General features: G+C 68.2%; 38 protein-coding genes and 1 pseudogene. All 39 read left to right on the top strand.

All coding sequences use genetic code 11. The features are described 5' to 3' along the window. Positions 1-15 precede the first annotated feature (15 nt). Positions 16-384 (top strand): hypothetical protein, encoded by a 369-nt coding sequence (locus AB0C03_RS08960; RefSeq protein ID WP_357635665.1) that lies wholly within the window; start codon positions 16-18, stop codon positions 382-384. Between the two features lie 713 nt (positions 385-1097). Continuing rightward, positions 1098-1478 carry a hypothetical protein gene (locus AB0C03_RS08955; protein ID WP_030329882.1) on the top strand — a complete coding sequence of 127 codons (381 nt, stop codon included), beginning with the start codon at positions 1098-1100 and terminating at the stop codon, positions 1476-1478. 508 nt (positions 1479-1986) lie between these two features. Further along, entirely contained in the window at positions 1987-2361 is a 375-nt protein-coding gene (rpsL, locus tag AB0C03_RS08950) for a 30S ribosomal protein S12 (RefSeq protein WP_007465318.1), read from the top strand. A gap of 1 nt (position 2362) precedes the next feature. Beyond that, positions 2363-2833 carry a 30S ribosomal protein S7 gene (rpsG, locus tag AB0C03_RS08945; RefSeq protein ID WP_007465317.1) on the top strand — a complete coding sequence of 157 codons (471 nt, stop codon included), beginning with the start codon at positions 2363-2365 and terminating at the stop codon, positions 2831-2833. 74 nt (positions 2834-2907) lie between these two features. After that, on the top strand, positions 2908-5004 hold the full coding sequence (gene fusA / locus AB0C03_RS08940) for an elongation factor G (protein ID WP_030329884.1): 2097 nt from the start codon (positions 2908-2910) through the stop codon (positions 5002-5004). A 212-nt stretch (positions 5005-5216) separates the two neighbouring features. After that, a complete protein-coding gene (gene tuf, locus AB0C03_RS08935) occupies positions 5217-6410 on the top strand; it encodes an elongation factor Tu (protein ID WP_030329885.1) in 1194 nt (397 codons plus the stop codon). Between the two features lie 350 nt (positions 6411-6760). After that, positions 6761-7069 (top strand): 30S ribosomal protein S10, encoded by a 309-nt coding sequence (gene rpsJ / locus AB0C03_RS08930; protein ID WP_007073037.1) that lies wholly within the window; start codon positions 6761-6763, stop codon positions 7067-7069. Between the two features lie 11 nt (positions 7070-7080). Next, the gene (rplC, locus tag AB0C03_RS08925; protein ID WP_030329888.1) at positions 7081-7746 is read left to right on the top strand and encodes a 50S ribosomal protein L3; all 666 of its coding nucleotides are present in this window, start codon (positions 7081-7083) and stop codon (positions 7744-7746) included. Beyond that, the gene (rplD, locus tag AB0C03_RS08920) at positions 7743-8393 is read left to right on the top strand and encodes a 50S ribosomal protein L4 (RefSeq protein WP_030329890.1); all 651 of its coding nucleotides are present in this window, start codon (positions 7743-7745) and stop codon (positions 8391-8393) included. Before rplC ends, rplD begins: the two co-directional genes overlap by 4 nt. Beyond that, on the top strand, positions 8390-8692 hold the full coding sequence (gene rplW, locus AB0C03_RS08915; protein ID WP_007465304.1) for a 50S ribosomal protein L23: 303 nt from the start codon (positions 8390-8392) through the stop codon (positions 8690-8692). The genes rplD and rplW overlap by 4 nt, the downstream gene beginning before the upstream one ends. Positions 8693-8704: 12 nt before the next feature. Then, entirely contained in the window at positions 8705-9544 is an 840-nt protein-coding gene (gene rplB / locus AB0C03_RS08910; RefSeq protein WP_030329891.1) for a 50S ribosomal protein L2, read from the top strand. Between the two features lie 12 nt (positions 9545-9556). Next, complete coding sequence (gene rpsS / locus AB0C03_RS08905) at positions 9557-9838, top strand: 30S ribosomal protein S19 (RefSeq protein ID WP_007465299.1); 282 nt, start codon at positions 9557-9559, stop codon at positions 9836-9838. Between the two features lie 41 nt (positions 9839-9879). Beyond that, entirely contained in the window at positions 9880-10338 is a 459-nt protein-coding gene (rplV, locus tag AB0C03_RS08900; RefSeq protein ID WP_007465297.1) for a 50S ribosomal protein L22, read from the top strand. Then, positions 10338-11207 carry a 30S ribosomal protein S3 gene (rpsC, locus tag AB0C03_RS08895; protein ID WP_007465294.1) on the top strand — a complete coding sequence of 290 codons (870 nt, stop codon included), beginning with the start codon at positions 10338-10340 and terminating at the stop codon, positions 11205-11207. The genes rplV and rpsC overlap by 1 nt, the downstream gene beginning before the upstream one ends. A 3-nt stretch (positions 11208-11210) precedes the next feature. Further along, positions 11211-11636, top strand: coding sequence for a 50S ribosomal protein L16 (gene rplP, locus AB0C03_RS08890; protein WP_007465292.1), 426 nt, complete (start codon positions 11211-11213; stop codon positions 11634-11636). Next, complete coding sequence (gene rpmC, locus AB0C03_RS08885; RefSeq protein WP_007465283.1) at positions 11636-11872, top strand: 50S ribosomal protein L29; 237 nt, start codon at positions 11636-11638, stop codon at positions 11870-11872. The genes rplP and rpmC overlap by 1 nt, the downstream gene beginning before the upstream one ends. After that, positions 11869-12147 (top strand): 30S ribosomal protein S17, encoded by a 279-nt coding sequence (gene rpsQ / locus AB0C03_RS08880; RefSeq protein WP_030329894.1) that lies wholly within the window; start codon positions 11869-11871, stop codon positions 12145-12147. Before rpmC ends, rpsQ begins: the two co-directional genes overlap by 4 nt. Before the next feature lie 97 nt (positions 12148-12244). Beyond that, positions 12245-12613: a 50S ribosomal protein L14 gene (gene rplN / locus AB0C03_RS08875; protein WP_007073026.1), complete on the top strand. Its 369-nt coding sequence runs from the start codon at positions 12245-12247 to the stop codon at positions 12611-12613. After that, complete coding sequence (gene rplX / locus AB0C03_RS08870; protein WP_007465276.1) at positions 12610-12930, top strand: 50S ribosomal protein L24; 321 nt, start codon at positions 12610-12612, stop codon at positions 12928-12930. Before rplN ends, rplX begins: the two co-directional genes overlap by 4 nt. Continuing rightward, positions 12930-13496: a 50S ribosomal protein L5 gene (rplE, locus tag AB0C03_RS08865; RefSeq protein ID WP_030329896.1), complete on the top strand. Its 567-nt coding sequence runs from the start codon at positions 12930-12932 to the stop codon at positions 13494-13496. Before rplX ends, rplE begins: the two co-directional genes overlap by 1 nt. A 1-nt stretch (position 13497) precedes the next feature. Further along, positions 13498-13683 carry a type Z 30S ribosomal protein S14 gene (locus AB0C03_RS08860; RefSeq protein WP_007465272.1) on the top strand — a complete coding sequence of 62 codons (186 nt, stop codon included), beginning with the start codon at positions 13498-13500 and terminating at the stop codon, positions 13681-13683. Positions 13684-13799: 116 nt separating this feature from the next. Beyond that, entirely contained in the window at positions 13800-14207 is a 408-nt protein-coding gene (rpsH, locus tag AB0C03_RS08855; protein WP_007465270.1) for a 30S ribosomal protein S8, read from the top strand. A 16-nt stretch (positions 14208-14223) separates the two neighbouring features. After that, entirely contained in the window at positions 14224-14766 is a 543-nt protein-coding gene (gene rplF, locus AB0C03_RS08850) for a 50S ribosomal protein L6 (protein ID WP_030329899.1), read from the top strand. Continuing rightward, the gene (gene rplR / locus AB0C03_RS08845; RefSeq protein ID WP_030329901.1) at positions 14763-15152 is read left to right on the top strand and encodes a 50S ribosomal protein L18; all 390 of its coding nucleotides are present in this window, start codon (positions 14763-14765) and stop codon (positions 15150-15152) included. The genes rplF and rplR overlap by 4 nt, the downstream gene beginning before the upstream one ends. Positions 15153-15185: 33 nt before the next feature. Beyond that, complete coding sequence (gene rpsE / locus AB0C03_RS08840; protein WP_018784559.1) at positions 15186-15800, top strand: 30S ribosomal protein S5; 615 nt, start codon at positions 15186-15188, stop codon at positions 15798-15800. Further along, on the top strand, positions 15800-15982 hold the full coding sequence (gene rpmD, locus AB0C03_RS08835; protein WP_030329904.1) for a 50S ribosomal protein L30: 183 nt from the start codon (positions 15800-15802) through the stop codon (positions 15980-15982). The genes rpsE and rpmD overlap by 1 nt, the downstream gene beginning before the upstream one ends. After that, a complete protein-coding gene (rplO, locus tag AB0C03_RS08830) occupies positions 15982-16425 on the top strand; it encodes a 50S ribosomal protein L15 (protein WP_030329906.1) in 444 nt (147 codons plus the stop codon). The genes rpmD and rplO overlap by 1 nt, the downstream gene beginning before the upstream one ends. Positions 16426-16657: 232 nt before the next feature. Beyond that, complete coding sequence (secY, locus tag AB0C03_RS08825; RefSeq protein ID WP_030329909.1) at positions 16658-17986, top strand: preprotein translocase subunit SecY; 1329 nt, start codon at positions 16658-16660, stop codon at positions 17984-17986. After that, positions 17987-18640 (top strand): adenylate kinase, encoded by a 654-nt coding sequence (locus AB0C03_RS08820; protein ID WP_030329911.1) that lies wholly within the window; start codon positions 17987-17989, stop codon positions 18638-18640. Positions 18641-18727: 87 nt separating this feature from the next. Further along, positions 18728-19579 (top strand): type I methionyl aminopeptidase, encoded by an 852-nt coding sequence (gene map, locus AB0C03_RS08815; protein WP_030329913.1) that lies wholly within the window; start codon positions 18728-18730, stop codon positions 19577-19579. Positions 19580-19714: 135 nt separating this feature from the next. Further along, positions 19715-20273, top strand: a pseudogene (locus AB0C03_RS08810) (DUF1707 SHOCT-like domain-containing protein); the annotation flags it as partial. 318 nt (positions 20274-20591) lie between these two features. Then, the gene (gene infA, locus AB0C03_RS08805; protein WP_007073013.1) at positions 20592-20813 is read left to right on the top strand and encodes a translation initiation factor IF-1; all 222 of its coding nucleotides are present in this window, start codon (positions 20592-20594) and stop codon (positions 20811-20813) included. Between the two features lie 91 nt (positions 20814-20904). Further along, complete coding sequence (gene rpmJ, locus AB0C03_RS08800; RefSeq protein ID WP_043965539.1) at positions 20905-21018, top strand: 50S ribosomal protein L36; 114 nt, start codon at positions 20905-20907, stop codon at positions 21016-21018. Positions 21019-21284: 266 nt separating this feature from the next. After that, positions 21285-21665 carry a 30S ribosomal protein S13 gene (rpsM, locus tag AB0C03_RS08795; protein ID WP_030329917.1) on the top strand — a complete coding sequence of 127 codons (381 nt, stop codon included), beginning with the start codon at positions 21285-21287 and terminating at the stop codon, positions 21663-21665. Positions 21666-21752: 87 nt separating this feature from the next. Then, positions 21753-22160, top strand: coding sequence for a 30S ribosomal protein S11 (gene rpsK, locus AB0C03_RS08790; RefSeq protein ID WP_030329919.1), 408 nt, complete (start codon positions 21753-21755; stop codon positions 22158-22160). A gap of 13 nt (positions 22161-22173) precedes the next feature. Then, positions 22174-22800, top strand: coding sequence for a 30S ribosomal protein S4 (gene rpsD / locus AB0C03_RS08785; protein ID WP_030329921.1), 627 nt, complete (start codon positions 22174-22176; stop codon positions 22798-22800). 98 nt (positions 22801-22898) lie between these two features. Beyond that, positions 22899-23921 (top strand): DNA-directed RNA polymerase subunit alpha, encoded by a 1023-nt coding sequence (locus AB0C03_RS08780; protein ID WP_007465227.1) that lies wholly within the window; start codon positions 22899-22901, stop codon positions 23919-23921. Between the two features lie 34 nt (positions 23922-23955). After that, entirely contained in the window at positions 23956-24513 is a 558-nt protein-coding gene (rplQ, locus tag AB0C03_RS08775; RefSeq protein WP_030329923.1) for a 50S ribosomal protein L17, read from the top strand. Positions 24514-24580: 67 nt separating this feature from the next. Continuing rightward, positions 24581-25411 (top strand): tRNA pseudouridine(38-40) synthase TruA, encoded by an 831-nt coding sequence (truA, locus tag AB0C03_RS08770; RefSeq protein ID WP_210864747.1) that lies wholly within the window; start codon positions 24581-24583, stop codon positions 25409-25411. The last annotated feature ends 63 nt before the right edge of the window (positions 25412-25474 follow it).

Here is a 25474-nt window from a genome sequence, read left to right as displayed (position 1 = left end):
CGGCATGATGGGGGTATGACGACAGCACCCGGGCAGGTGTCCGTCGCCCAGCCGGACCTGCGTCACCCGCTGGACCCGGACCCGGCCCGCGCCACGAAGGCACGGGCGGTCTTCGCGCTCGGCCTGCTCGGCATGCTGACCGGGTTGTTCATCGGAGGCGTGGTGCCGGCCACCGTGGCCCTGCAACTGGCCCGGCAGGCGCGCCGCGAGGCGTACGCGTCGGGGGGTTTCCTGACCGGCAGCGTGTGGCTGCGGCGGGGGGAGCGGATGGCCTGGACCGGTCTGGTGCTGGTCGCGGTCAGCGTGGTGGCCGCTGTGGTCGTCGGGGTGGTCCGGCTGGCCGGTGCCCCGTTCGGCCACGACTACCCGGCGAACATGGACTGAGGCCGCCGGTGGCCGCGCCCGGCGCGGGTGGCGGCGCTCGCGGCGGTAGCCTGGCCGGTGTCCGCCGCGTGGCGGTGGCGGCCTTTCGACAGGAGGACCTCGTGACGGAACCGGCGCGGCCCCCTGCGGACGAACCGGACGGCCCCCCTGCGGACACGCCGGCTCCTGCGTCCGAGCCGAGTGACTGGGCGCGGCCGGGCCCGGGCGGTGCGGAGCACCCTCCGGTGCCCACCCCGGATGCGCCGCCCGCTGCGGGGCCGTACCCCGGCTGGGGCACGACCTCGACGCCCGGCTCCGGCCAGCCGCACCCGGTCTCCAGCACGCCGACCTCGACGCCGCAGGGCTGGGGTCCGCCGTCATCCGGGCCGGGAACGTCGTACGGGTGGGGTCCGCCGTCGTCGGGGCCGGGGGCACCGCAGGGGTGGGGTCCGCCGGCAGGTGGGCCCGGAGCACCGCATGGCTGGGGTCCGCCGTCGTCGGGGCCGGGAGCACCGCAGGGGTGGGGTCCGCCGCCGGGTGGGCCGGGAGCGCCGTACGGGTGGGGTCCGCCGTCGTCGGGGCCGGGAGCACCGCACGGGTGGGGTCCGCCGTCGTCCGGGTCCGGCGGCCCGCCCGGATGGGGTCCGCCGCCGGGGCACGGTCCCGGGTGGGGTGGCTCGCCGGGGCGCTCGGTTGCGCCACCCACCGACGACCAACGCCGGCCGCCGAAGCGGGTGGAGTCGGTGTCGGGCACGCCGTTCGGTGTCGTGCACCTGGACGTGGCGCCGGTCACCTCCGGGCTGGCCATCGGGGCGCTGGTGGCGGGGATCGCGTCGGTCCTGGTGTCGTTACTGGTGATCTGCTTCGGGGTGGCCTTCATGAACGACGGCGGTGCCTGGGCCTCCGGAGCGTTCGCCGCGCTGGGTGTGCTGGCCGGCGGTGCGGCGGTCGTCGTCGGGCTGCTCGGCCGGCGGCAGATCGGTCGGCCGGCCGCGCCCTCCGCGGTCCAGTTCACCGGGCGTGGGCTGGCGATGGCGGGGATCAGCTGCGGCGCGGTGGGGGCGGTGCTCAGTGCGCTGGGCCTGGGCCTGGCCCTGCTGCTCGCACTGACCTGAAAGTGATCATCGACAGATCCGACACCTGACGGGGGTTCCCCGCGGAAGGCTTCCGGTCCGCCCGGGGGCGATGGGTGCTTCTGCGGGAGAGCCGGTACACTTGTATTCGTAGGTGCCCATCGCGGGCGACCGGGCAGGACGAGATACGGCTGGCGGGTGTGAGACTGCCGCCGGGCCATTCCGTTTTGACCTGGGCGGTTGTGGTAGGTACTCTTTCCCCTTGTGCCCGGGCATGCCCGGGCAACTCGTGCGTGCGCTGTTACCGGCTTACGGACGGCGGCACGACAAGCCAAGGATCCGGGGCGGGGCGACCCGCGTGCCGGTGACAAAACCCGGTACGCACGCGAGAGCGTCGCAACGGGACCGTGACGAGGGCGACACGCCCGACCGCGGGTGCCGGGGTCTCCGCAAGGTGGCCCTGGTCGGAATGTAGGAGAGCCGGTCATCAGGCCGGCTAACGAGCAGACGGCGCGGCCGCGGATGCGGCCGAAGGGAGCGGAGAAACCCGGTGCCCACGATCCAGCAGCTGGTCCGAAAGGGCCGCCAGGCGAAGACGACCAAGACCAAGACCCCGGCGCTGAAGGGTTCCCCTCAGCGGCGCGGCGTGTGCACCCGCGTGTACACCACCACCCCGAAGAAGCCGAACTCGGCGCTGCGCAAGGTCGCTCGCGTGAAGCTCAGCAGCCAGATCGAGGTGACCGCCTACATCCCCGGCGTCGGTCACAACCTGCAGGAGCACTCGATCGTGCTCGTCCGCGGTGGCCGGGTGAAGGACCTCCCCGGCGTGCGTTACAAGATCGTTCGCGGCTCGCTGGACACCCAGGGTGTCCGCAACCGCAAGCAGGCGCGCAGCCGTTACGGCGCGAAGAAGGAGAAGAGCTGACATGCCGCGTAAGGGACCCGCTCCGCGGCGGCCGCTGGTCGCTGACCCGGTGTACAACTCGCCGCTGGTCACCCAGCTGGTGAACAAGATCCTGCTCCGCGGCAAGCGTCAGCTCGCCGAGTCCATCGTGTACGCGGCCCTCGAGGGCTGCCGCGAGAAGTCCGGCACCGACCCGGTCGTCACCCTCAAGCGGGCGATGGACAACGTCAAGCCGACCCTCGAGGTGCGTAGCCGCCGGGTCGGTGGCGCCACCTACCAGGTTCCGGTCGAGGTCCGCCCGACCCGGGCGACCACCCTGGGCCTGCGCTGGCTGGTCACCTACTCCCGCGCCCGGCGCGAGAAGACCATGGTCGAGCGGCTGATGAACGAGCTGCTGGACGCGAGCAACGGCCTCGGTGCCGCCGTCAAGCGGCGCGAGGACACGCACAAGATGGCCGAGTCGAACAAGGCCTTCGCGCACTACCGCTGGTAACACCCTGGTTCCGGCGCCTACGGGCGCCGGAACCGCCACCAGTTGAGTCGAGACGACGATAAGTAGGGATTGAAGTGGCCGCCGCAGACGCGCTCGCCAACGTACGCAACATCGGCATCATGGCGCACATCGATGCCGGTAAGACCACGACCACCGAGCGAATCCTGTTCTACACCGGTATCACGTACAAGATCGGTGAGGTCCACGAGGGCGCTGCCGTCATGGACTGGATGGAGCAGGAGCAGGAGCGTGGCATCACCATCACCTCCGCTGCCACCAAGTGTGAGTGGAAGGGCCACACGATCCAGATCATCGACACGCCGGGTCACGTCGACTTCACGGTCGAGGTCGAGCGGTCGCTGCGGGTCCTGGATGGTGCGGTCGCGGTCTACGACGGTGTCGCCGGCGTGGAGCCGCAGACGGAGAACGTCTGGCGGCAGGCCGACAAGTACAACGTCCCGCGGATGTGCTTCGTCAACAAGCTCGACCGGACCGGTGCCGACTTCTTCCGCTGCGTGCAGATGATGATCGACCGGCTGAACGCCACCCCGCTGGTGCTCCAGATCCCGATCGGGCTCGAGGGTGACCACATCGGTGTCGTCGACCTGATCGGCATGCGCGCCCTCACCTGGCGTGGGGAGACCCAGAAGGGTGAGGACTACGCGGTTGAGGAGATCCCGGCCGACCTGGCCGACTCCGCTGCCGAGTGGCGCGAGAAGCTGATGGAGACCCTCGCCGACGTCGACGACGCGGTGATGGAGAAGTACCTGGAGGGCGAAGAGGTCTCCGTCGAGGAGATCAAGGCCGCCATCCGGCGTGCCACCATCGCCGGCAAGGCCAACCCGGTGCTCTGCGGCTCGGCGTTCAAGAACAAGGGCGTCCAGCCCATGCTCGACGCCGTGGTCGACTTCCTGCCGTCGCCGCTGGACGTTCCGGCGATCGAGGGTACGGCCACCGACGGTGAGACCCCGCTGGTGCGTAAGCCCTCGAAGTCGGAGCCGTTCTCCGGTCTGGCCTTCAAGATCCAGACCGACAAGCACCTTGGCAAGCTCACCTACGTCCGGGTCTACTCCGGCGTGGTCGAGACCGGCACCCAGGTGGTCAACTCCACCAAGGACCGCAAGGAGCGCATCGGCAAGATCTACCAGATGCACGCCAACAAGCGGGAAGAGCGCAGCTCGGCCCAGGCTGGCGACATCATCGCGGTGCAGGGTCTCAAGCAGACCACCACCGGTGACACGCTGTCCGACCCGGCGAACCCGGTCATCCTGGAGTCGATGACCTTCCCGGAGCCGGTCATCGAGGTCGCCATCGAGCCGAAGACCAAGGCCGACCAGGAGAAGCTCAGCACCGCCATCCAGCGGCTGGCGGAGGAGGACCCGACCTTCCGCGTCAAGCTGGACGAGGAGACCGGTCAGACGGTCATCTCCGGCATGGGCGAGCTGCACCTGGACATCCTGGTCGACCGGATGCGCCGCGAGTTCAACGTCGAAGCCAACATCGGCAAGCCGCAGGTGGCGTACCGCGAGACCATCCGCCGCAAGGTGGAGAAGGTCGAGTACACCCACAAGAAGCAGACCGGTGGTTCCGGCCAGTACGCCCGCGTGATCGTGAGCGTCGAGCCGCTGCCGCTGGACAACGACTCGCCGACCTACGAGTTCGCCAACGCCGTCAGCGGTGGCCGCATCCCCCGGGAGTTCATCCCCTCGGTGGACGCGGGTGCGCAGGACGCGATGCAGTACGGCATCCTCGCCGGCTTCCCGCTGGTCGGCGTGAAGCTGACCCTGCTGGACGGCCAGTACCACGAGGTCGACTCGTCGGAAATGGCATTCAAGATCGCCGGCTCCATGGTGATGAAGGACGCGGCCCGCAAGGCCGATCCCGCACTCCTTGAGCCGATGATGGCCGTTGAGGTCACCACTCCTGAGGAGAACATGGGTGACGTCATCGGCGACCTCAACTCCCGCCGCGGCCTGATCCAGGCGATGGAGGAGCGCAGTGGCGCCCGCATCGTCAGGGCTCTGGTGCCGTTGTCGGAGATGTTCGGCTACGTCGGCGACCTGCGGTCGAAGACCCAGGGCCGGGCGAGCTACAGCATGCAGTTCGACTCCTACGCCGAGGTTCCGGCCTCGGTGGCCAAGGAGATCATCGCCAAGGCGACGGGCGAGTAGCACCCTGAGCAGGTGATTCGTGGTTGGTCGCGGGAGGTTTCACCCGCCCGCGGCCACCACGATCGGATCGCGTGAGACCGGGCCTGTAGGCTTCATCGCCGCAGAACCCACAAAGGCTCTCCGGCCGTCAGGCCGGAAAGGCTGTCGACAGAGTCCTAAGCGCCGACCGGCGCGCCGGGCGTACGAACCAAGAAGTCCACAGGAGGACACCAGTGGCGAAGGCTAAGTTCGAGCGGACTAAGCCGCACGTCAACATCGGCACCATTGGTCACATCGACCACGGTAAGACGACGCTGACGGCGGCCATCACCAAGGTCCTGCACGACCAGTACCCGGACCTGAACCCCTACACGCCGTTCGACGAGATCGACAAGGCGCCGGAGGAGAAGGCCCGCGGCATCACGATCTCGATCGCGCACGTCGAGTACCAGACCGAGTCGCGGCACTACGCGCACGTCGACTGCCCTGGGCACGCCGACTACATCAAGAACATGATCACCGGTGCCGCGCAGATGGACGGCGCGATCCTGGTGGTGGCGGCGACTGACGGCCCGATGCCGCAGACCCGTGAGCACGTGCTGCTGGCCCGTCAGGTCGGTGTGCCGTACATCGTCGTGGCGCTCAACAAGAGCGACATGGTCGATGACGAGGAGCTCCTGGAGCTCGTCGAGCTCGAGGTCCGTGAGCTGCTCTCCTCGCAGGAGTACCCGGGTGACGACCTGCCGGTCGTTCGGGTTTCGGCGCTGAAGGCCCTCGAGGGTGACCCCGAGTGGACCGGCAAGCTGCTGGAGCTGATGACCGCTGTCGACACCTCGATCCCGCAGCCGGAGCGCGAGGTTGACAAGCCGTTCCTGATGCCGGTTGAGGACGTCTTCACGATCACCGGTCGTGGCACCGTCGTCACCGGTCGCGTGGAGCGCGGCGTTCTCCTGCCGAACGAGGATGTTGAGCTCGTCGGTATCAAGGAGAAGAGCTTCAAGACCAAGGTCACCGCGATCGAGATGTTCCGGAAGACCCTGGACGACGCCCGCGCAGGTGAGAACGTCGGCCTGCTGCTGCGTGGTACCAAGCGCGACGAGGTCGAGCGCGGCATGGTCGTCGTGAAGCCGGGCTCGAACACCCCGCACACGGAGTTCGAGGCGACGGTCTACATCCTCTCCAAGGAGGAGGGCGGCCGGCACACCCCGTTCTTCCAGAACTACCGTCCGCAGTTCTACTTCCGGACCACTGACGTCACCGGTGTCGTCACCCTCCCCGAGGGCACCGAGATGGTCATGCCGGGTGACAACACCTCGATGTCGGTGAAGCTGATCCAGCCCATCGCCATGGAGGAGAACCTCAAGTTCGCGATCCGCGAGGGTGGCCGTACCGTCGGCGCCGGGTTCGTCACCAAGATCAACAAGTGAGCTAGGTAACCCCGATTAGACCCGCCGCCGGTCGTGCGGCATACTAGTCAGGTTGCGTAACGACAGTTCGTCGCCTGTGTTCGGCTTTCGCTGAACCTCCGGGTGGCGAGGCAGTCGAGCGTAGGGTGGTTGGCGGCCCAGTCGCCAACCACCCTCGCACGGCGTTCAGGTCGCGGTAATGCGATCGGCGCCTTGACCCACCGCGCGGTCAGCACCACTCCGGAACCACGGGGCGGAGCTCGGCCCGAGGGCGCGACACGCCCGACCGCGGGGGTCGGCGAAGTGGGCCTGTACCAGCCGGTACAGGCGCCCGCAACACAGCGGCATCGAGAGAAGGAACAGAAGCCACCATGGCGGGACAGAAGATCCGCATCCGGCTCAAGGCCTATGACCACGAGGTCGTCGACTCCTCGGCTCGGAAGATCGTCGAGACGGTGACGCGCACCGGGGCGCAGGTCGCGGGCCCGGTGCCGCTGCCCACGGAGATCAACCGTTTCTGCGTTATCCGCTCGCCGCACAAGTACAAGGACTCGCGCGAGCACTTCGAGATGCGCACGCACAAGCGGCTGATCGACATCATCGACCCGACCCCGAAGACGGTCGACTCGCTCATGCGCCTCGACCTGCCGGCTGGCGTCGACATCGAGATCAAGCTGTAGGGACCGGACAAATGGACAGGCAAGTCAAGGGGATCCTGGGCGCCAAGCTCGGCATGACCCAGGTCTGGGACAACAACCGTGTTGTTCCCGTGACCGTGGTCGAGGCCGGCCCGTGCGTCATCAGCCAGGTTCGTAGCGCCGAGAAGGACGGTTACTCCGCGGTCCAGCTGGCGTACGGCACCATCGACCCGCGCAAGGTCAAGAAGCCGATCAGCGGTCACTACGCCAAGGCGGACGTGGCGCCGCGCCGGCACATCGTCGAGCTGCGCACCACCGACGCTGGGGAATACTCGCTCGGCCAGGAAGTCACTGTCGAGGAGTTCCCGGCCGGCGTCACCATCGACGTCACCGGCAAGACCAAGGGCAAGGGCTACGCCGGCCCGATGAAGCGGCACGGCTTCCACGGTCTGCGCGCCAGCCACGGTGTCGAGCGCAAGCACCGCTCGCCCGGCTCCATCGGCGCCTGCGCCACTCCGGGTCGTGTCTTCAAGGGCACCCGGATGGCCGGCCGGATGGGTGGCGTGCGGTACACCGTGCAGAACCTCACCGTCCAGGCGGTCGACACCGAGAACAACCTGCTGCTCGTCCGGGGTGCCATTCCTGGTCCGAAGGGCGCGCTCGTTCTGGTCCGTACCGCGGCCAAGAGCAAGGTGAAGAAGGGCGGTGCGGCCAAGTGACCACCGTTGACGTGCGCACCGTCGAAGGCACCACCAGTGGCTCGGTCGAGCTGCCGGCGGACATCTTCGACGTGCAGGCCAACGTCGCGCTGATGCACCAGGTCGTGGTGGCCCAGCTCGCGGCGGCCCGACAGGGCACGCACAAGGCCAAGACCCGCGGCGAGGTCGCCGGTGGCGGCAAGAAGCCGTACAAGCAGAAGGGCACCGGTCGCGCCCGGCAGGGCTCGATCCGCGCGCCGCAGTTCGCCGGCGGTGGCGTCGTGCACGGTCCCGTGCCGCGCGACTACAGCCAGCGGACCCCGAAGAAGATGAAGGCCGCCGCTCTGCGCGGTGCCCTCTCCGACCGGGCCCGCGCCGGGCAGGTGCACGTCGTCGAGGCGTTCGTCTCGGGCGAGAAGCCGTCGACCAAGGCGGCCCTGGCCACGCTGACCAAGCTCACCGAGGCCCGTCGGGTCCTGGTGGTGCTGAGCAGCACCGACGAACTGAACTGGGTGTCGCTGCGCAACGAGCCGCGGGTGCACCTGATCGAGTCCGGCCAGCTGAACACGTACGACGTGCTGGTGGCCGACGACGTGGTCTTCACCAAGGACGCCCTGGACGAGTTCCTGGGCGTGCCCGCCGAGACCACCGAGGAGGGTGGCAAGTGAGCACCATCGCCGATCCGCGCGACATCATCGTTGCGCCGGTCGTCTCGGAGAAGAGCTACAGCGAGCTGAACCGGAACTGGTACACCTTCCTGGTGCACCCGGACGCGAACAAGACCGAGATCAAGATCGCTATCCAGCAGATCTTCAACGTCCGCGTCCTGACGGTCAACACGCTCAACCGCCAGGGTAAGCGCAAGCGCACCAAGACCGGCTTCGGTCAGCGCAAGGCGACCAAGCGGGCGATCGTGAAGCTGGCTGACGGTGACCGCATCGAGGCCTTCGGCGGCCCGGTCAGCTGAGGGGTGTAGACAATGGCTATCCGTAAGTACAAGCCGACGACGCCGGGCCGACGTGGCTCGAGTGTCGCTGACTTCGCCGAGATCACCCGGTCCACGCCGGAGAAGTCGCTGCTGGCTCCGTTGCCGAAGAAGGGCGGGCGTAACGCCCACGGCCGGATCACCACGCGGCACCACGGCGGCGGTCACAAGCGCCAGTACCGTCTGATCGACTTCAAGCGGGTCGACAAGGACGGCGTGCCGGCGAAGGTCGCTCACATCGAGTACGACCCGAACCGCACCGCGCGTATCGCACTGCTGCATTACGCCGACGGCGAGAAGCGGTACATCATCGCGCCGAAGGACATGAAGCAGGGCGACCGCGTCGAGTCCGGCCCGGGCGCCGACATCAAGCCGGGTAACAACCTGCCGCTGCGCAACATCCCGGTCGGTACCACCATCCACAACGTGGAGCTGCGTCCGGGTGGCGGGGCCAAGCTGGCCCGTTCCGCCGGCGTCGGCATCCAGCTGCTCGGCCGTGAGGGCGCGTACGCGACCCTGCGTATGCCGTCCGGTGAGATCCGGCGGGTCGACGTGCGCTGCCGCGCCAGCATCGGCGAGATCGGCAACGCCGACCAGTCGAACATCAACTGGGGTAAGGCCGGCCGGATGCGGTGGAAGGGCAAGCGCCCGACCGTCCGTGGTGTCGCCATGAACCCGGTCGACCACCCGCACGGTGGTGGTGAGGGTAAGACCTCCGGTGGTCGCCACCCGGTCAACCCGCAGGGTAAGCCCGAGGGCCGCACCCGCCGTAAGGGCCAGCCGAGTGACCGGCTGATCGTCCGCCGTCGCTACGCCACGCGTAAGCGCGGCTGAGGGAGATAAGACATGCCTCGCAGCCTGAAGAAGGGCCCGTTCGTCGACGACCACCTGCTCAAGAAGGTGGAAGTTCAGAACGACAAGGGCTCCAAGAACGTGATCAAGACCTGGTCGCGGCGCTCGACGATCATCCCCGAGATGCTGGGGCACACGATCGCCGTGCACGACGGACGCAAGCACGTCCCGGTGTTCGTGACCGAGGCGATGGTCGGGCACAAGCTCGGCGAGTTCGCGCTGACCCGCACGTTCAAGGGTCACGAGAAGGACGACCGGAAGAGCCGTCGGCGCTGACGCCGCGGGCATACGGATAGAGGGAACAAGGGGTTACAGCGATGCCAGGAAAGGGCGACGCTCCGGTGCTTCCGGGCGCGCGGGCGGTTGCGCGGCACGTGCGCATCTCGCCGATGAAGGCGCGCCGGGTGGTCAACCTCGTCCGCGGCCTGCCCGCGAAGGAGGCGCTCACGGTGCTGCAGTTCGCGCCGCAGGCTGCGAGCGAGCAGGTGTACAAGGTGCTCGCTAGCGCGATCGCCAACGCGGAGAACAACGAGCGGCTGGACCCCGACGCGCTGCTCGTCAGCGAGGCCTTCGTGGACGAGGGCCCGACGATGAAGCGGTTCCAGCCGCGGGCCCAGGGTCGGGCCTACCGCATCCGCAAGCGCACGTGCCACATCACCGTGGCGGTCGAAGCGGTCGCGCCGGCAGCACCGAGGAAGGCCGCGGCTAAGAAGGCCGCCCCGGCCACGGAGGCCGCACCGGCCGAAGCGCAGAGCAAGACGGAGGACGCCGAGTAATGGGTCAGAAGGTTCACCCCACTGGGTTCCGGCTCGGCATCTCGACCGACTGGAAGTCCCGCTGGTTCGCGGACAAGCTCTACAAGGACTACATCGGCGAGGATGTCAAGATCCGCCGCATGATGTCCAAGGGCCTCGAGCGTGCCGGGATTTCCAAGGTCGACATCGAGCGCACCCGCGACCGGGTCCGGGTCGACATCCACACCGCCCGGCCGGGCATCGTCATCGGCCGTAAGGGTGCGGAGGCCGACCGGATCCGCGGCGAGCTTGAGAAGCTCACCGGCAAGCAGGTTCAGCTGAACATCATCGAGGTGAAGAACCCCGAGTCGGACGCTCAGCTGGTCGCGCAGGGCGTGGCCGAGCAGCTGTCCAGCCGGGTCAGCTTCCGTCGGGCGATGCGCAAGGCCATGCAGTCGGCGATGAAGAACCCGGTCTGCAAGGGCATCCGGGTTCAGGTTTCGGGTCGCCTCGGCGGCGCCGAGATGAGCCGGACCGAGTTCTACCGTGAGGGCCGGGTTCCGCTGCACACGCTGCGGGCCAACATCGAGTACGGCTTCTTCGAGGCCCGTACCACGTTCGGTCGGATCGGTGTGAAGGTCTGGATCTACAAGGGCGACGCCGTCCCGGGCCGGGAGGCTCCGGCCGAGGCCGGTCCGTCCCGCCCGCGTCGTGGTGAGCGCGGCGACCGTCCCGAGCGTCCGCGCCGTGGCCGGTCGGGTTCGTCCGGCACCACGGCTGGTGGCACCGAGGCCGGTCGGGCTGCTGCGACCACCATCGCGCAGCAGGCCGAGACGCCGAGCGGTGAGCCGGTCGACAGCGCAGCTGTCGCCGCCGCTGCTGCTCCGGCAGAAACGCAGCAGGAGGGCTGACAGATGCTGATGCCGCGCAAGCCCCCGAAGGGCTTCCGCAAGCCGCACCACCCGGACCGCAGTGGCGCGTCCAAGGGTGGTAACCGGGTGGTGTTCGGCGAGTTCGGGATCCAGGCTCTCGAGCCGGCGTACGTGACGAACCGGCAGATCGAGTCGGCACGTATCGCGATGACTCGCCACATCAAGCGTGGTGGCAAGGTCTGGATCACGATCTTCCCGGACCAGGCCCTCACCAAGAAGCCTGCCGAGACCCGGATGGGTTCCGGTAAGGGTTCGCCCGAGTGGTGGGTCGCCAACGTCAAGCCGGGGCGGGTTCTCTTCGAGATGTCCTTCCCCAACGAGCAGATCGCGCGAGAGGCCATGCGTCGCGCGATCCACAAGCTCCCGATGAAGTGCCGCATTGTTACGCGCGAAGTGGGTGAATCCTGATGGCAGCGGGCGTTAAGGCGACCGAGCTGCGTGAGCTCTCCGAGGAGGAGCTGGTCACGAAGCTGCGGGAGGCCAAGGCGGAGCTGTTCAACCTCCGCGTGCAGGCCGCAACCGGGCAGCTGGACAACAACCGGCGGTTGCAGGTCATCCGTCGGGAGATCGCCCGGATCTACACGATCATGCGCGAGCGCGAGCTGGGGCTCTCGGCCGCGCCGACTGAGGTGACTGCATCATGACCGAAGAGACCGCCACCGCCGCCGCGCGGTCCCGCCGCAAGGTCCGTGAGGGCCTGGTGGTCAGCGACAAGATGGACAAGACCGTCGTGGTCGAGGTCGAGGACCGGGTTCGGCACGCGCTGTACGGCAAGATCATGCGCCGTACCAGCAAGCTGAAGGTGCACGACGAGCAGAACGCCGCTGGCACCGGTGACCGGGTTCTCATCATGGAGACCCGGCCGCTGAGCGCCACCAAGCGTTGGCGGATCGTGGAGATCCTGGAAAAGGCCAAGTAGCGAAGGCTCGAGCTCGCCCGGCGTTGCGTCGGGCGTTGGTTCCGCCAGGCTCCGGCCGCTACGGCGGCCGGAGAACCGGCAGACATAGGAGATAGACGTGATTCAGCAGGAGTCGCGACTGCGCGTCGCCGACAACACGGGTGCTCGGGAGATCCTGTGCATCCGGGTTCTCGGTGGCTCGGGTCGGCGCTACGCGAGCATCGGCGACGTCATCGTGGCCACGGTCAAGGACGCCATCCCGGGTGCCGGTGTGAAGAAGGGCGACGTCGTCAAGGCTGTCGTCGTTCGCACCGCGAAGGAGAAGCGGCGTCCGGACGGCTCGTACATCCGCTTCGACGAGAACGCCGCCGTCATCATCAAGGACGGCGGGGACCCGCGTGGAACCCGTATCTTCGGCCCGGTGGGCCGGGAGCTGCGGGACAAGCGGTTCATGAAGATTATTTCCCTCGCGCCGGAGGTGTTGTGACCGTGAAGGTCAAGAAGGGCGACACGGTCGTCGTCATCGCCGGCAAGGACAAGGGTGCCAAGGGCAAGGTCATCGCGGCCTACCCGCGGCAGGACAAGGTCCTGGTCGAGGGCGTGAACCGGGTCAAGAAGCACACCCGCATCAGCACCACCCAGCGTGGCGCCAAGACCGGCGGCATCGTCACTCAGGAGGCCCCGATCCACGTCTCGAACGTGCAGGTCCTGGACTCCGACGGCAAGCCGACCCGCGTCGGTTACCGGATCGACGACAACGGCCAGAAGGTCCGCATCGCGCGTAGCACCGGTAAGGACCTGTGATGACCACGGCTACCGAAAAGACCCTGCCGCGCCTCAAGGAGCGGTACCGCAACGAGATCGTGGCCCAGCTGCGTGAGCAGCACAGCTACGGCAACCCCATGCAGGTGCCGCGGCTGGTCAAGATCGTCGTCAACATGGGTGTCGGCGAGGCTGCTCGCGACGCCAAGCTGATCGACGGTGCGGTCCGCGACCTCGCCACGATCACCGGCCAGAAGCCGCAGGTGCGGCGGGCGACCAAGTCCATCGCGCAGTTCAAGCTCCGCGAGGGCATGCCGATCGGCGCGAAGGTCACCCTTCGTGGCGACCGGATGTGGGAGTTCCTGGACCGGCTGCTCTCCATCGCGCTGCCGCGTATCCGCGACTTCCGCGGCCTGGACGGGCGCAAGCTGGACGGGCACGGCAACTACACGTTCGGTCTGACCGAGCAGTCGGTGTTCCACGAGATCGACCAGGACAAGATCGATCGCCAGCGGGGCATGGACATCACGGTGGTCACGACCGCCACGACCGACGACGAGGGCCGGGCGCTGCTCAAGCTCCTGGGCTTCCCGTTCAAGGAGAACTGAGATGGCCAAGAAGGCGCTGATCATCAAGGCGGCCGCGAAGCCGAAGTTCTCGGTTCGCGCGTACACCCGCTGCCAGCGGTGCGGGCGTCCGAAGGCGGTCTACCGCAAGTTCGGGCTCTGCCGGGTCTGCATCCGGGAGATGGCTCACCGCGGTGAGCTGCCGGGCGTGTCCAAGGCTTCCTGGTAAGGGCGACCGCGTCCCGGCCGTCGGCCGGGAACTCCTGCACCGATTAGGTATTGCTCTTCGCCGTAGGCCCGGGGCTGGTGCCCCGGGAACCCCGGCGAGAAAGGCTGACGAAATCCATGACGATGACCGACCCGATCGCAGACATGCTCACGCGTCTGCGTAACGCCAACCAGGCGTACCACGATCAGGTGAAGATGCCCTACTCCAAGATCAAGGCGAACATCGCCGAGGTCTTGAAGGCCGAGGGTTACATCGCCACCTGGTCGGTCGAGGAGCCCGAGGAGGGCGCCGTCGGCAAGCGACTGGTCGTCGAGCTGAAGTACGGCCAGAACCGCGAGCGGAGCCTGGCCGGTATCAAGCGCGTGTCCAAGCCCGGTCTCCGGGTGTACGCCAAGTCGGACGGGCTCCCGCGGGTGCTCGGTGGGCTGGGCGTGGCGATCATTTCGACGTCCCAGGGGCTGCTGACCGACCGGCAGGCCCGCAAGCGGAGTGTTGGCGGGGAAGTCCTCGCCTTCGTCTGGTAACGGGAGACAGGTAGAAATGTCGCGAATTGGACGTAAGTCGATCCCGGTACCAGCCGGCGTCGATATCACGATCGACGGGCAGACCGTCAAGGTCAAGGGCCCCAAGGGCCAGCTTGAGCACACCCTCGCCGAGCCGATCACGATCGAGCGTGGCGAGGACGGCGAGCTGAGCGTCAACCGGCCGAACGACGAGCGCAAGGCCAAGGAACTCCACGGCCTGAGCCGTACGCTGGTCGCCAACATGATCGTCGGGGTCACCGAGGGCTACCGCAAGAGCCTGGAGATCGCCGGCACCGGTTACCGGGTCACCGCCAAGGGCTCGGACCTCGAGTTCGCGCTCGGGTTCTCGCACCCGGTGGTCGTCCCCGCCCCGGCGGGCATCACCTTCACGGTGGAGCGGCCGACCCTGTTCCACGTGGCTGGCATCGACAAGCAGCAGGTCGGTGAGGTCGCCGCCAACATCCGGAAGATCCGCCCGCCGGAGCCCTACAAGGGCAAGGGCGTCAAGTACCAGGGCGAGGTCATCCGCCGCAAGGCTGGAAAGGCAGGTAAGAAGTGAGCGCCACGCTGCTCAAGCGCCGCCGCGGTGTCGCCGCCAAGCGCGCCGTTGGGCGTGCGCGTCGACACTTCCGCGTCCGCAAGAACGTCAGCGGTACGGCCGAGCGTCCGCGCCTGGTCGTCACCCGCTCCCTGCGGCACATGGTCGCCCAGATCGTCGACGACACCAAGGGTCACACCCTGGCGTCGGCGTCGACCCTGGACGCCTCGCTGCGCGGTGCGGAGGGCGACAAGAGCGCCCTGGCCGGCAAGGTGGGCGCGCTGCTCGCCGAGCGGGCCAAGGCCGCCGGCGTCTCCAAGGTCGTCTTCGACCGCGGTGGCAACCGGTACGCGGGGCGAGTCGCCGCGCTTGCCGACGCCGCCCGCGAAGCCGGGCTCGAGTTCTAACAACCCCGTCACGAGAGAGAAGGAAGGCTGCTGATGCCAGGTCAACAGCGCCGTGGCGGCGGGTCCGGTGGCAACGAGGGTGGTCGCCGCGACAACCGCCGTGAGGGCGGCCGCGGAAACGCGCCCGTCGAGAAGACCCCGCACCTTGAGCGGGTCGTCGCGATCAACCGCGTCGCCAAGGTCGTGAAGGGTGGTCGTCGCTTCAGCTTCACCGCCCTGGTGATCGTGGGCGACGGCGACGGCACGGTCGGCGTGGGCTACGGAAAGGCCAAGGAGGTGCCCGCGGCCATCGCCAAGGGTGTCGAGGAGGCCAAGAAGCACTTCTTCAAGGTTCCGCGTATCGGCGCCTCGATCCCGCACCCGGTGACGGGTGAGGACGCGGCCGGTGTGGTGCTGCTCAAGCCGGCCTCGGCCGGTACGGGTGTCATCGCCGGTGGTCCGGTGCGTGCCGTGCTGGAGTGCGCCGGTATCCACGACGTGCTCTCCAAGAGCCTCGGCTCGTCGAACCCGATCAACATCGTGCACGCCACCGTGGCGGCCCTGAAGGGGCTTGAGTCCCCCGAGCAGGTCGCGGCGCGTCGTGGTCTGCCGGTGGAGGACGTCGCGCCGGCCGCCATGCTGGCGTCGCGGGCGGGGGTGGCGTCCTGATGGCACGCCTGAAGGTCACCCAGCTCCGGTCCGGTATCGGGACCAAGCAGAACCAGCGTGACTCGCTGCGTTCGCTCGGTCTCAAGCGGATCAACGACGTGGTGGTCAAGGAGGACCGGCCCGAGATCCGCGGCATGATCTTCACGGTCAACCACCTCGTGAAGGTCGAGGAGGTCGAGTAATGACGATCAAGGTTCACCACCTGCGCCCGGCGCCTGGTTCCAAGACCGCGAAGACCCGTGTGGGTCGCGGTGAGGGTTCCAAGGGCAAGACCGCCGGTCGCGGTACGAAGGGCTCCAAGGCCCGCAAGAACATCTCGGCGGCGTTCGAGGGTGGGCAGATGCCCATCCACATGCGCCTGCCGAAGATGAAGGGCTTCAAGAACAAGTTCAAGGTGGTCTTCCAGGTGGTCAACCTGGACCGACTCGCTGAGCTGTTCCCGAACGGTGGTCAGGTCGGCCCGCTGGAGCTCGTCGAGTCCGGCGCGGTCCGCAAGGGTCACCCGGTCAAGGTCCTCGGCACCGGGGATCTCGGCGGTGTGGCGCTCCAGGTGTCCGCGCACGCGTTCAGTGCGTCGGCCAAGGAGAAGATCGCCGCCGCCGGTGGCTCCGTCACCGAGCTGTAAGGCGTACGACCATGGCGCCCGTCCAGTTGTGAGCAACTGGCGGGCGCCATGGTCTGCCTGGGGCCTGAGCGCCCGGTAACATCGGAATCGATTTATGTAGTCGGGCGCATCTGCCCGGACCGGGGTGAGGCTGTTAGAGTCCCATCCCAGCCATGGATTGCGGGCACTCGCCCGTGATCCACCCCGACCCGCCAGGGATCACCGGCGGCCCGCCTCGCGCAGGAGGAAGAAGTTGCTGTCCGCCTTTCTCAGTGCGTTCCGTACGCCTGACCTGCGCAAGAAGCTGCTGTTCACAGTAGGCATCATCGCGGTCTACCGGCTGGGTGCAACGCTCCCCAGCCCGGGCGTCTCGTACGGCAACGTGCAGAAGTGCCTCGACACCATCCAGGGTGACACCACCGGGGTGGTGAACCTGCTCAACCTCTTCTCCGGCGGAGCGCTGCTGCAGCTCTCGGTCTTCGCGCTGGGCATCATGCCCTACATCACCGCGTCGATCATCCTGCAGCTGCTGACCGTCGTGATCCCGCGTCTGGAGCAGCTCCGCAAGGAGGGCCAGGCCGGTCAGGCGAAGATCACCCAGTACACCCGCTACCTGACCCTGGGCCTCGGTGTGCTGCAGGCCTCGGCGTTCGTGGCCCTGGCCCGCTCCGGCCAGCTGTTCCAGAACCGGTGCGACCAGTTCCCGATCATCCCGACCGGCACCGGCATCCCGGACTGGCTGACGCTGTCCATCCTGGTGATGACGATGACCGCCGGCACCGGCATGGTCATGTGGCTCGGCGAGCTGATCACCGACCGCGGCGTCGGCAACGGCATGTCCGTCCTGATCTTCACCTCGATCGCGGCGCGGCTGCCCAGCGAGGGCTGGCAGATCAAGACCAGCAAGGGCTGGGACATGTTCGCCCTGGTCATCGCCCTGGTCCTGGTGGTCATCACCGCTGTCACCTTCATCGAGCAGGCGCAGCGCCGGATCCCGGTGCAGTACGCCAAGCGGATGATCGGCCGGCGGATGTACGGCGGCACGTCGACCTACATCCCGCTGAAGGTCAACCAGGCTGGTGTGATCCCGGTCATCTTCGGCTCGTCGCTGCTCTACCTGCCGCAGTTGGCGCTGCAGTTCTTCGACCAGACCGACCCGGGCAAGACCCAGTCGTGGATCCAGAACAACCTGGTCAACCCGAGCAGCCCGATCTACATCTCGGTCTACTTCCTGCTGATCATCTTCTTCACGTACTTCTACGTGTCGATCACGTTCAACCCGACCGAGGTCGCTGACAACATGAAGAAGTACGGCGGCTTCGTGCCGGGCATCCGCCCCGGCAAGCCGACCGCCGACTACCTCGACTTCATCCTCAGCCGGATCACCCTGCCGGGCGCGCTCTACCTCGGCGTGATCTCGATCCTGCCGAACTTCTTCTTCATCTGGCTGGACAACCAGCAGTACCAGAACTTCCCGTTCGGCGGCACCGCTGTGCTCATCATGGTCGGCGTCGGTCTGGAGACCGTGAAGCAGATCGAGAGCCAACTCATGCAGCGGAACTACGAAGGGTTCCTGCGGTAGATGAGACTCGTTCTGGTTGGCCCGCCGGGCGCGGGCAAGGGCACACAGGCCGAGTTCATCGCCGCACACCTCTCGGTGCCGAAGATCTCGACCGGAGACATCTTCCGGTCGAACGTCACCCAGGGCACGCCCCTCGGTATCGAGGCGAAGCGGTACATGGACGCGGGCGAGCTGGTCCCGGACGAGGTCACCATCAACATGGTCCGGGACCGGCTGGCCGAGCCCGACGCCAGCGAGGGTTTCCTGCTCGACGGCTTCCCGCGGACGACTCCGCAGGCGGCCGCTCTGGACAAGCTCCTCGCTGATCTGGGCACCGCCCTGGATCTGGTCCTGGAGCTGGTCGTCGACGACGACGAGGTGATCCGGCGGCTCTCCGGTCGGCGTACCTGCCGGGGCTGCGGCAAGATCTGGCACGTCGAGTTCGACGCCACCACCCGGCCGGGCATCTGTGACCGGTGCGGCGCCGAGCTGTTCCAGCGCGACGACGACAAGCCGGAGACGATCGCCACGCGGCTTCGTGAGTACAGCGAGAAGACCGCACCCCTGGTCGACTACTACGGCGCTCAGGGCAAGCTGGTCGGGATCGACGCCACCGGCCCGGTGGAGGACGTCACCACCCGGGCCATCGACGCCCTGCGGTCGTACGGCGGCTGAGGTCCGACCGGTTCACGGCGGATAGAGTGCGAACAGCGGGGTACGCGTGACGTGCCCCGCTGAACGGCCACGAAAGGTAACTGCTCCATGCGTCGTCCCCAGCTGGACATCCAGCTGAAGACTCCTGACCAGATCGAGAAGATGCGGGCCGCCGGGCTGGTGGTGGCCGAGGCGCTGCGCCGGATGCGGGAGGCTGTTACCCCCGGCGTGAGCACCGCCGATCTGGACGCTATCGCCGAGGCGACCATCCGCGAGGCGGGTGGCGTTCCGTCGTTCAAGGGCTATCACGGGTTCCCGGCGTCGATCTGTTCCTCGGTCAACGAGCAGATCGTGCACGCCATCCCGTCGCCGAAGCAGGTGCTCCAGCCCGGTGACCTGATCTCCATCGACTGCGGCGCGGTGTTGGACGGGTGGCACGGCGATTCCGCCATCACGGTCGGGGTCGGCGACGTCGACCCGGCGCTGCTGAAGATGGCCGAGGTCGCCGAGGACGCGATGTGGGCCGGCATCGCCGCCGCCGCCCGGGGCGCGGCGAGCGGCAAGGGCCGCCTCACCGACATCTCGCACGCGGTGGAGACCGCTGTGCGCAAGGGCGGTCGGTACGGCATCGTCGACGGTTACGGCGGGCACGGCATCGGGACCGAGATGCATCAGGACCCGCACGTGCTCAACCACGGCCGGCCGGGCAAGGGCCCGCGTCTGGTTCCCGGGATGGCGCTGGCGATCGAGCCGATGATCACCATGGCGTCGCCGCGTACCGTCGAGTTGGCCGACGGGTGGACGGTCGTCACCCGGGACGGCTCGGTGGCCGCGCACGTCGAGCACTCGATGGCGTTGCTGCCGGACGGGGTCTGGGTGCTCACCGCCTTCGACGGAGGCCGCGCCCGCCTGGGCGACCTGGTGACCGCCCGCCAACCTGCCGCCTCAACAACCCCCTAACCCTCCCAGGGTCCTCGGTCCGCCCGTTGAGCATGAAGTTGTTGCCCCGACACGCCGGTGAGACTGGCAACAACTTCATGATCGACCAGGGTCGGGGGTCGGGCGGACTGGCGCGACGGTGGCATGCTTGCCGGCATGGACGGGCGCGACGGGATGCGAGCCGCTGACTCGGACCGTGCGGCGGTGGCCGACCGGTTGCGGGTCGCCCTCGAGGAGGGCCGGCTGGACCTGCACGAGTACGACGAGCGGTTGCAGCGGGCCTACGCCGCACGCACGTACGCCGACCTGAAGGTCCTGCTCGCCGACCTGCCGCCGGTGACGCCGGCGCAGCGGTCGGGTCTGGCGCCGGCGACCGCGCCGACCGTGGGCCTGCTGGGTGACCAGCCCGGTCAGACGGCCACCCGGGGTGCCACCGCCCGCTGGTTGGCCGAGGTGTGGTTCCCGTACCTGCGGGTGATTGCCATCGTGGTGACCATCTGGGCGGTGGCGTCACTGCTCAGCCAGGACCTGCAGCACTTCTGGCCGGCCTGGGTGGCCGGGCCGTGGGGCGCGGTGCTGGTGATCCGCACCGTCACGGGACTGGCCGGGGGAGAGCCCCGGCGCGAGGCCATCAAGCGGCAGCGCCGCCAAGAACGCAAACAGGCAAAGCGCGCCATCAACCCCGACACCCCCCAATAACCCCGGGCCGCCCGGCTCGGCCCCCACTCTTCCCGCGTTGATCATGAAGTTACTGCCACCGACACCGGCGATTCGTGGCAACAACTTCATGATCAACGGAACTGGGGATGGGGGCCGTGGGGGCGACGCGCGGGGTGGGGGGTGGTCGGTTTGGCGGCGGCCTGCAGGCCGGCGTACACTTTCAGATCGGCGCACAGCGTCCACTCCGGCATGCCCACCCTGCGCTTCGGTGGGAGCTGGAGCCGCGGCTGGCGCGGGCTTCTGATTCTGATCAGATTTCCGTGTAAGACGTTGTGGGCCGCCCGGAGCAATCGACGTCAGGACAGCGGAGGACATGCCGAAAAAAGACGGAGCCATTGAGATCGAGGGTCGGGTCATCGAGCCCCTGCCGAACGCCATGTTCCGGGTGGAGCTCGCGAACGGCCACAAGGTGTTGGCTCACATCAGCGGCAAGATGCGGCAGCACTACATCCGCATCCTTCCGGAGGACCGGGTCGTCGTCGAACTTTCGCCGTACGACCTGACCCGCGGGCGCATCGTCTACCGCTACAAGTAGTCCTGACGACGGCCGGGAAGTCCCGTGTCCGTCTTCGACGTCCGGTGTCGCGCAACGCGCGTCCCCGGGCCAGATGGGAAGTAAGGCAACCGTGAAGGTCAAGCCGAGCGTCAAGAGGATCTGCAACAAGTGCCGGGTTATCCGCCGGCACGGCCGGGTCATGGTCATCTGCAGCGACCCGCGCCACAAGCAGCGCCAGGGCTGACTCAGCCCGTCCGGCCGGAGCACGGCCGGGTGGCGTTGGTCCCGGCAGATCCCCAGCGACACACACATCACACATGCTCGTCCCAGCCGCGAGCGGTACGCGATGCGTACTCCCTCGTGGCTGACCCCCGGTCGGAGGCCGGGGCCCGCTTGGGCAGCGACCGATCCCGGTCGCCGGCGCTGATCGCGTCGGAAGGACGGGACGGCCGGTAGCGGGGTGGGACGGGTCCACACCTCCGCCACACATCACGAGGAGTACGCCCGCACATGGCACGTCTAGTCGGCGTGGATCTCCCCCGCGAAAAGCGGTTGGAGATCGCGCTCACCTACATCTTCGGGGTCGGTCGCACCCGCGCCCTGGAGACGCTCGCCGCCACCGGCATCTCGCCGGACAAGCGCGCTCGGGACCTCACGGACGAGGAGCTCGTGCAGCTCCGCGACCACATCGAGGGCAACTACAAGGTTGAAGGCGACCTGCGCCGCGAGGTCGCCGCTGACATCCGCCGCAAGGTCGAGATCGGCTGCTACGCCGGCATCCGGCACCGCCGGGGCCTGCCCGTGCGTGGCCAGCGGACCAAGACCAATGCCCGGACCCGCAAGGGCCCGAAGCGGACCGTCGCCGGCAAGAAGAAGCCCGGCAAGAAGTAGTTCTTAACCGGATGACGGGGTCGGTCGCCGCCGAGGCGGGCCAGACCGCAACCCAGTCCGGAAAGTCAACTAGGAGCGCACAGACTTATGCCACCGAAGGCTCGTGCCGGAGCCGCTGTAAAGAAGGTCCGGCGCAAGGAACGCAAGAACGTCGCCCACGGGCAGGCGCACATCAAGAGCACGTTCAACAACACCATCGTGTCCATCACGGACCCGACCGGTGCGGTCATCTCCTGGGCCTCCGCCGGCCAGGTCGGCTTCAAGGGCTCCCGCAAGTCGACTCCGTTCGCCGCGCAGCTGGCCGCCGAGGCTGCCGCGCGTCGCGCCATGGAGCACGGCATGCGCAAGGTCGACGTGTTCGTCAAGGGCCCCGGCTCCGGCCGGGAAACCGCCATCCGTTCGCTGCAGGCAGTGGGCCTCGAGGTCGGGCAGATCGCCGACGTCACCCCGCAGCCGCACAACGGGTGCCGTCCGCCGAAGCGTCGCCGGGTCTGAGAGGTAGAGAGAGATGGCTCGTTACACCGGTGCAGACTGCCGCCGTTGCCGGCGGGAGAAGATGAAGCTGTTCCTCAAGGGCAGCAAGTGCGATGGTCCGAAGTGCCCGTTCGAGTCCCGGCCGTTCCCGCCCGGGCAGCACGGCCGCGGCCGCACGAAGGAGACGGAGTACCTGCTCCAGCTCCGCGAGAAGCAGAAGGCCCGCCGCGTCTACGGCGTGCTGGAGAAGCAGTTCCGCGGTTACTACGAGGAAGCCGTCGGCAAGCAGGCCAAGACCGGTGAGGTCCTCCTGCAGATCCTCGAGTCGCGGCTGGACAACGTCGTTTACCGCGCCGGCTTCGCCCACTCGCGGGACATGGCCCGCCAGCTGGTCAAGCACGGTCACTTCACGGTGAACGGCAAGAAGGTCGACATCCCGTCGTACCGCGTCAAGGAGCACGACATCATCGAGGTTCGGGGCAAGAGCAAGGAGCTCACCCCGTTCATCGTCGCGCAGGCTCAGGCCGGCTCGAAGACGGTTCCGGCGTGGCTTGAGGCCATCCCGAGCCAGATGAAGGTGCTCGTGCACTCCCTCCCGGCCCGGCAGGTCATCGACACGCAGGTCCAGGAGCAGTTGATCGTCGAGCTCTACTCCAAGTAGTCGGGCTCGTTGCGGTGGCCCGCCCGCTTGGGCGGGCCACCGGAACAGTTTGTGTCGTGGGCGTCAAATAGCGGGCGTCCCGGAAGAGAAGAGAAAAGATGCTCATCAGCCAGCGACCCTCCCTCTCCGAGGAGTCGATCAACGAGACCCGGTCGCGGTTCGCCATCGAGCCGCTGGAGCCGGGCTTCGGCTACACCCTGGGCAACTCGCTGCGGCGTACGCTGCTGTCGTCGATCCCGGGCGCGGCCGTCACCTCGATCAAGATCGACGGTGTGCTGCACGAGTTCACCACGATCCCCGGTGTCAAGGAGGACGTGGTCGAGCTCGTCATGAACATCAAGGAGCTGTGCGTCAGCTCCGAGCACGACGAGCCGGTCAGCATGTACCTGCGTAAGCAGGGCCCGGGCGACGTGACGGCGGGCGACATCCAGCCGCCGGCCGGCGTCTCGGTGCACAACCCGGATCTGAAGCTCGCCACCCTGAACGGCAAGGGCCGGCTCGACATGGAGCTGACCGTCGAGCGGGGCCGGGGCTACGTGACGGCGGCGCAGAACAAGCAGTCCGGCGCCGAGATCGGCCGCATCCCGGTCGACTCGATCTACTCGCCGGTGCTGAAGGTGACCTACCGCGTCGAGGCGACCCGTGTCGAGCAGCGTACCGACTTCGACCGGCTGATCATCGACGTCGAGACCAAGCCGTCGATGGGCCCGCGTACCGCGCTGGCCTCCGCCGGTTCGACGCTGGTGGAGCTGTTCGGGCTCGCCCGGGAGCTGGACGAGACCGCCGAGGGCATCGACATCGGGCCGTCCCCGCAGGACGCCCAGCTGGCGGCGGACCTCGCTCTGCCGATCGAGGAGCTGGACCTCACCGTCCGCTCCTACAACTGCCTCAAGCGCGAGGGCATCAACTCCGTTGGTGAGCTCATCGGGCGTACCGAGGCCGACCTCCTCGACATCCGCAACTTCGGTCAGAAGTCGATCGACGAGGTCAAGATGAAGCTCGCCGGGATGGGTCTCGGGCTGAAGGACTCGGCTCCGAACTTCGACCCGGCGCACGTCGTGGACACCTTCGGCGAGGCCGACTACGACACCGACGACTACCGCGAGACCGAGCAGCTCTAGTCCGCGCTGCCGCCACAACTGAGGAGCACCAAAAATGCCCACGCCCACCAAGGGCCCCCGCCTCGGCGGCAGCCCCTCGCACGAGCGGCTGATGCTCGCCAACCTGGCGACCGCGCTGTTCCAGCACGGCAAGATCCAGACCACCGAGACGAAGGCCCGGCGGCTGCGCCCGCTGGCCGAGCAGCTCATCACCAAGGCCAAGCGCGGTGACCTCGCCTCGCGGCGTCGGGTGCTGGGTGTCGTCAAGGACAAGGACGTCGTCTACGCCCTGTTCGACCAGATCGCGCCCCGGTACGCCAACCGCCCCGGCGGTTACACCCGGATCGTGAAGACCGGTCCGCGCAAGGGTGACGCCGCTCCGATGGCGATCATCGAGCTGGTGGAGGAGCTTCAGGTCGCCGAGCCGAAGGCGAACAAGAAGACCGCCGCCCGCAAGGCCGCGCAGCAGGACAAGGTCGAGGCGCTCGCCCCGGCCGACGAGGCCCCGAAGTCGGCTCCGGCCGACCAGGACTCCGAGGCGCCGGTGTCGGCGTCCGGTGACACCGCCGCCGCCCGCGAGGACAGCGACGAGGCCACCGAGAACAAGGCCTGATCAAGGGCATTGTCGGGCCCGGCACCCCATCGGGGTGTCGGGCCCGACCCGTAACAGGAGGTACGAGGTGGACGAGCGGATCCGGCTGCGGCTGGACGTCTCGTACGACGGCGCCGACTTCTCCGGCTGGGCCGCCCAGCCGGCCCGGCGCACCGTCGCGGGGGTGCTCGTCGACACCCTGGACCTGGTTCTCGGCGTCGGCACTGCCACCGGGCTGACGGTGGCCGGGCGGACCGACGCGGGGGTGCACGCCACCGGGCAGGTGTGCCACCTGGACCTGCCGGTGGAGGTGTGGCGACAGCACGAGGGGCGACTGCTGCGCCGCCTGGCCCGGCTGCTCCCCACCGACGTGCGGGTACGGGCGATGACGGAGGTGCCGGCCGACTTCGACGCCCGGTTCTCGGCAACCTTCCGGCGCTACGAGTACCGGGTCACCGATGCGCCCTTCGGCGCGGAGCCGCTGCGCCGGCACGAGGTGCTGGCCTGGCCGAGACCGTTGGACCTGACGGCGCTGAACGCCGCCGCGGCCGGGCTGGTGGGGGAGCACGACTTCGCCGCGTACTGCCGGCGCAAGGAGCACGCGACCACGCTGCGCGAGGTGACCAGGCTGGACTGGCGTCGCGACCCGGACGGCATTCTGGTCGCCACCGTGCAGGCCGACGCGTTCTGCCAGGCGATGGTGCGCAGCCTCGTGGGGGCGATGCTGGTGGCCGGGGACGGCCGTCGCCCGGTCGAGTGGCCGGGGAGCCTGCTCACCCGTCAGGAGCGTTCCAGCGAGGTGACAGTGGCGCCCGCCCACGGGCTGACCCTGGTCGCGGTCGGCTACCCGTCCGATCCGACCGAGTACGCACGCCGCGCCGACCTGACCCGCCGGTTGCGGGTTCCGGTCGAAGGCTGACCGCCCGGACCGCCAATGACGACGGGTGTGCCACCTGTCGGCAGCACACCCGTCATCGGGGAA

This window comes from Micromonospora parva (genome assembly GCF_040649675.1).
Classification (GTDB): Bacteria; Actinomycetota; Actinomycetes; order Mycobacteriales; family Micromonosporaceae; genus Micromonospora; species Micromonospora parva.
This window is presented reverse-complemented; position numbering and strand designations above follow the sequence as displayed.